Origin of the sequence: Mesorhizobium sp. M1328 (assembly GCF_040318075.1) — a bacterium.
In the GTDB taxonomy this organism is placed as follows: domain Bacteria; phylum Pseudomonadota; class Alphaproteobacteria; order Rhizobiales; family Rhizobiaceae; genus Mesorhizobium.
This window is the reverse complement of sequence record NZ_JAMYLO010000061.1, coordinates 1-5,791: the sequence shown is the minus strand read 5'-3', so window position 1 is coordinate 5,791 and position 5,791 is coordinate 1. Positions and strand designations below refer to the sequence as shown.

The 5,791-nt window shown below is 57.4% G+C and carries 3 protein-coding genes and 3 pseudogenes; 3 read left to right on the top strand and 3 right to left on the bottom strand.

The window, feature by feature from the left end:
• The coding region (locus NKH23_RS34210) for a hypothetical protein (RefSeq protein WP_352917432.1) at positions 1 to 216 on the top strand (216 nt) is incomplete at its 5' end.
• A 455-nt stretch (positions 217 to 671) separates the two neighbouring features.
• Here the strand turns inward: NKH23_RS34210 and NKH23_RS34205 are convergent.
• Positions 672 to 1,958, bottom strand: coding sequence for an exopolysaccharide biosynthesis polyprenyl glycosylphosphotransferase (locus tag NKH23_RS34205; RefSeq protein WP_353036753.1), 1,287 nt, complete (start codon positions 1,956 to 1,958; stop codon positions 672 to 674).
• A 470-nt stretch (positions 1,959 to 2,428) separates the two neighbouring features.
• Between NKH23_RS34205 and NKH23_RS34200 the strand changes: the two genes are divergently transcribed.
• The gene (locus NKH23_RS34200) at positions 2,429 to 3,205 is read left to right on the top strand and encodes a Crp/Fnr family transcriptional regulator (protein ID WP_352722133.1); all 777 of its coding nucleotides are present in this window, start codon (positions 2,429 to 2,431) and stop codon (positions 3,203 to 3,205) included.
• Between the two features lie 179 nt (positions 3,206 to 3,384).
• Positions 3,385 to 3,736 (top strand): annotated as a pseudogene (locus NKH23_RS34195) (alkanesulfonate monooxygenase); the annotation flags it as partial.
• 610 nt (positions 3,737 to 4,346) lie between these two features.
• Here the strand turns inward: NKH23_RS34195 and NKH23_RS34190 are convergent.
• Positions 4,347 to 4,631, bottom strand: a pseudogene (locus NKH23_RS34190) (transposase); the annotation flags it as partial.
• Positions 4,631 to 5,436 (bottom strand): annotated as a pseudogene (locus tag NKH23_RS34185) (type IV secretory system conjugative DNA transfer family protein); the annotation flags it as partial. The pseudogenes NKH23_RS34190 and NKH23_RS34185, both read right to left, overlap by 1 nt.
• Between the last annotated feature and the right edge of the window lie 355 nt (positions 5,437 to 5,791).

The following is a 5,791-nucleotide window of genomic DNA, read 5'->3' as shown; positions in this document are numbered from 1 at the left end:
GATGATCTGCTCTTCCGTAAACCGCTTTCTCTTCATCAGTCCGTCCTTCAATCGAGGCCGGACTCTAATCTCAGATGGAGGAAATTACCCGTGGCAGGTCACCAGGGCGGCGGTCGAAATATCGCTGAGGGAATGTCGCCGCTCAAGCTCTTCGAATATATGGCGCACGGCAAACCCATAGTATCCTCCGACCTGCCAGCTATCCGTAAGTCTTGAGGGATAGCGTCAACAACGTTCTGGTGTCGCCGGACAACCCGTCTGACTGGGTCAAGGCCCATCAGCGGCTGCGTGAAAACGAGGTGTTTCGGGATCAGATTGGCCTACAGGCGAAGGCGGACTTTCTGGCCAAGTATAGCCGCATCGCACGCGCAACCAACATCCTAAAGGAAATCGAGAACCGGATGTCGTCGAGCCGAAGCTTATAGGCTGCACAGTTTTTCTTATTGAAGGCGGCCGCGCCGTCAGCAGGTTTTCCTAATCCACTTCCCGCGCCAGAAGAAATCATGCGCTCATAAAGATCCGGCGACTGAACCGGCGCGAACCCGAATTTTGGGGCTCTATATACTCACTGGCGCGGGATCGCTCGAGCATCAAAATCAAAACTATCAGTTCAATCCCGGACGATGGATTGCCTATCCATGCCGCTTCTGAGGCTGAGAAGCTGCTATACATCAATAGACATTACGATCCGAAAGCACCAGTACAGCGGTTGTCCAAATTATCTTAAGATCGAGCTGCACGCTCCAGGACTGTATGTACCAGAGGTCATGCTCTACGCGTTTTTCCATCCTCCACAGCTCCTTCGTTTCCCCTCGAAAGCCATTGATCTGAGCCCAGCCTGTCAAACCGGGTTTTACACGATGGCGATAAGCATAGCACGCAATAATCGTACTATAGGTATCGTCATGAGCGACGGCGTGGGGTCGCGGCCCCACGAGGGACATTTCCCCCCGAAGCACATTGAATAACTGCGGCAGCTCGTCGATATTTGACTGGCGCAATATTCGGCCAAGTCGGGTAACCCGCGCATCATTACGCTGAGCCTGGCGAATTTCCGCGCCGTTCTCCTGCACGGTCATTGATCGGAACTTGTAAATATTGAATGGCTTACCACAAAAACCCCGCCGCGTCTGCCGGAACAGCACTGGGCGACCGCTCTCCAGCGCGATGGCACACGCGACTACGGCCATCAACGGAAACAGGAACAGCAGTAGCAGTGATGCAAAGGCAACGTCGAATAACCGCTTCAGCAGGCGTTCGGCAGGCCTCAAAGGCGCGCGCTGGACTTCGAAGGCTCGCTGCCAGCCGGTGTGAAGCGGGCATCCGGCCAGAATCTTATCTATGTAGGCATCGGCGAAAAGATAGATCGGCAGCGGGAGGCGGGATATTTCGTCCAGGATGCCTGCGATCAACTTCCGCTGATCCCAAGAGCAAAAGAGATAAACTGCCCCATACGGGTCACTACGGAACGCAGCCTGCGCAGCTGCGACGGCGGCTTGCACCGATCGTGCTGCGATCGTGCCATCATGGTTCTCGATGTTCGAAACGCCGCAAACCGCGATGCCCTGTTGCCCGAGCTTGCCGATCATCCCCTTTTCCATTCCAGGACCGCCAGCGTAAAACAGATAAACTGTGCGCAGGACGAGCTTCTCGGCGGCCAGAAGCCGTTTCAGCACACGCGCTAGAACCACGTGGCCAGGCAGCAGGGTTGGGAATCCGACCGCAAACGCCAGCGTCAAGGAACCGCGGGAGAACGTCGACGTCGTCTTCGTGAGAAAGGCGAGCCAGAGAATTGAAAAGAAAACGAATAGCCACCCGGTGAAGAGTGTTTTGATCACGCGGTGATCGTCCAGGATGCCACTGATGGTGTAGGCGCCTCTGGCCCCCATGAATGCGACAAGCAATAGGCCGGCGGTAACACTTAGATAAATCGTCTCCCAAATATCTGGCGGGCTCACGCCGACGTACCTATGATAGACGTCATTTGACGCAAGAAGTATTGTCTCTCCGAGGAGGAAATCAGCAGTTGCAAGAAACACGCAAACTGCTCCCACAGGAAGCCGTAGCGGTTCTACGCTCCGCTTCAAGAACGCACGCGACGCCTGGGTTGGTGCATGCCGCATGGAGACAAGCCCCCGAATCCTGTTGTATCCCTTCTCCTTCTTGGGGCATGGCACACGCCGTCCCATAGAAGGGGGTTATCCCAACGGCTTTCAGTCGATCACATTTGATTTAAACTCTCTCAGAGACAGGGTCGCTGTTACCCCGGGCACATAGGAGTGACTATTTTATGCTATCCTAATATGGTAACACTTCTGTCTGAGCGCTCTTGCGCGAGAACGGCCCGAAATCGGACTCGTTCTAAGAGTTAGTCAAGGCAACGCTTTAAGGGACCGGGGCGCTTTACCCTATCAGGGGGGCAGTAGCCATGGCAGAGTGCGGCGCTGAGGTTCGGGTCAAACAGCTCGATAAAATACGCTTATTTCAGCAATTTGACCAAGATATTCTTAGTGAACTGGCGAAAGTCGCCGTTCTGCGAAGGGTTCCGAAGAATAAAATCTTAACTCGCCTTGGCGACGTGCCAATTTATATTTACTACATAATTCAAGGAAAAATTCGGCTTAGTGCTCCCCTCTCGGACGGACGAGAATTCATCTTTGCAGATCTTGGTCCCGGTGACACTTTCGACCTGACTAGATTGTTCATCACGCGAAGAAGTAACATGAATGCTGAGTCAGTTGCGGACAGCGACTTGCTGCAAATCGAAGTAGCTTTCATGGTTAGGGTCTTCGACAAACACCCCGATCTCGCATTAAAGGTGATCCCGTACTTGTGCGAAGCAACCCACGACGCGCAGGAGCGAGTGATCCACAGTGCGGCCAGTGCCCTATCCACTCGATTGGCGAGCACGCTCTTGCGATTGACAGAGAGGCCGCACAGCACGGCTACCGTGGATAGAGCTCTGAGTATCCACATTTCGCAGACCGACCTCGCGGCAATGGTCCCGGCTTCTCGAGCGAAAGTGAATCGTTGCCTGAGAGAATGGGAACGGCGGTATATGACGCGATACGACCATGGCTCGCTGACGATCCTCAATCGCGCCGCGTTAGAGTCTGTTGCTCTTGGCGAGATCGCCTTTGATCGTTCAATGATGCATATCCCACGTGCTCGAGCATCTCCGTGGCATGCTCCGGGGAGACAATGAAACCGGAAGTGGTGCCGGTCGTCCTCGCATCCCTCGGTAAAGTCCTTCTCGTCGGCGTCGTAAGTCGCCGCACCGGACATATGCGCCTTCTCACCGGCGTCAGCGCCAATGAGACAGAATTGGGCTAATTGAGAGCGGAGGGTTTCTGAGTCATCGTAGCCTTTCAAAGGCGCAGAAGGTTTTCGCGAATGGATTCCGCCGGCCAGTCGCGCATGGGGCGGCTGCACGGGGACCGTCGCGACAAACTCGAAATCAGCCCGAACCCTGTGGGCCGGCCGTCGGCCTAGCGCGGTGGCGCCGGCACCGCCCTGGTCGGCGACGCGGCGACAATGGCGGAGCGGATCGACGAATACCGCGCATTGGGATCGATACCTTCATCCTGCCCGACTATCCGCATCTGGAGGAAGCCTATCGCTTCGGCGAACTGGTGCTGCCGCTTTTGCCGCTCGATCACGAGGTTTCGACGCGGCCAACGGCCGTTGAACTGGGGCCGTTCGGCGAGACGTGGCTGGCGACCATCGGCCGTCGGCGCTGCGCACGAGCCAGTCTCGGGCGTGCGTCGTCTGCTTCCAGCGTCGTGATGAGGGGAGCGGGGCCTTAAGACTACCGGTAACAAGATGCGGCTCAGTTTTTTCAGATCACTACGATCAGTGAATGTCAGTATCGATGGTTGCGCGTCCCTGATTTGAACCTGCGCCGGCCAAGAGCCGATAACTATCAGGCAGCACGTTTGATGGTCCTCTTGCTCAGCTTTACGACGAAAGCGTTCCTATAGCGCGACAATCTGGGAGAGACCTCTCATCCTGATCGCCGCGCCGCACGTTCCCCTTCTTCATGGCTACCGTTTTCCGGCATGTAGTTCCAAGTGGGGCCGCCAGACGGGTACGCAGGGTTAATCCTGCGTGATCAAGATAGGTCGAGATGAATGTGCACCAGCCTCACGGTTGATCGCGACATTTCGCGAACCCGTCTGCTCGCAATCGCATTGCGCGTGTCTGCTTTCCGGTGCAGGGCCAATGTTCGTACACGGCGTAATCCCGCCGTGTGCATGTCTTTTCACGATGCCGCCGCCGAATCTAGGATGAGGGCTTTGCAGGCCTAGGCGAGGGCAGGGCGCTACGCTAACTTATACCAACGGCCCTCACAAATGACCTGAATGTGCCCACTTCCGTATTCCGATTGAGGTGATTGCGTCGGGCTTTGCGGCAAGCCTTTTCCATGCGTCGCAGGCAGCGTCGATGATGTCGTCATATGTGTCGAAGACGCGGTTGGAGAGGAAATTGGCGCGCAGATATTGCCAGACCTGCTCGACCGGATTGAGCTCCGGAGAGCGCGATGGCAGCAGGATCGGCGTGATGTTCTTTGGCCAGACGAGATTGCCGGTGGTGTGCCATCCGGCTCGGTCCAGCAGCAGCACGGCTTGAGCGACATCGCGGTGGAGGGAATGCCAGACCGCTCGTTGTCGGATTTGTTCAAGAGCTCGCGCGCCGTTGAGGCGACGACGGGATGCGGGCCGATCTCTCCGAGATGCGGCGTCGTCATCATCGCTGCCAGAGTGGTCTCGATCGGCCGCTTTGGGTCTGATAGGAATCCCGCGACGCCGGCCAGCGTCTTGTCGGGCTCGGAGTAGAGTACGTGCAGGATCGCCCGACGAGCAGCGAGTGGCTGGTCTTCTCCCAGTAATTGCGCTTTTCGAGCGGGCCTTCGGGATCGACCAGCACGTCGGCGACATTCTGGACGTCACGCACCTCCCACTCGCCGCGGCGCACTTCGAGAAGCGGGTTGTAGGCGGAGGACTTCCTGTTCGTGGGATCGAACAGCAGCACCCGCCCGTGCCTGGCGTGCCTGGCGCGAAATCCTCCCGTGAGCTGCCAGTTCTCACCCTTGATATCGTGCACGATGGCCGAGCCCGACCAGGTGAGAAGCGATGGCACGACGAGGCCGACGCCTTTGCCGCTTCTCGTTGGCGCGAAGCACAGGACATGTTCCGGCCCGTCGTGACGGAGATAATCGCGATCGAACATGCCGAGTACCACGCCGTCAGCGCCGAGCAGACCGGCGGACTTGACCTCATTCGGTTTCGCCCAGCGCGCCGATCCGTATGTCTCGACGTTCTTCGCCTCGCGCGCCCGCCAGACCGAGATGCCGATCGCCACGGCGATGGAGATGAAGCCGCCAGAGGCGGCGATGAATGCGCCCTCGACGAAGATCGGTGGCGCATAGCTGGCAAAGGTCCTCAGCGGTTCAAATCGGGACTAGCCCTTGCGAGCCGTCGCCAACTAGCGGGGCTCCTTCCACCTCGGCAGGTCATTTCAGGTCGCGACAGCCTAACGCTGAACGCGCGCGCAAGTGCAGTTCTCTCGGTGGCTGCTCTCCACAAGTACCCTATAGACTCGGCCGCGGGCGGGGATCGTTTCCGTGCGTGTCTTGCGCATTCAGCGTGGTTGAGACACCGTGGCAGCGGGGACGGCGGTGGTACGACCTGCTTTAGAGCGGTTCCCCCTTTGACGGAATCAAAGGGGATTCCAGATTTATCTGTTTTGTGATTCAAGATGCTGGCTGGAGTGGAGGCCAGCATCGGATGAC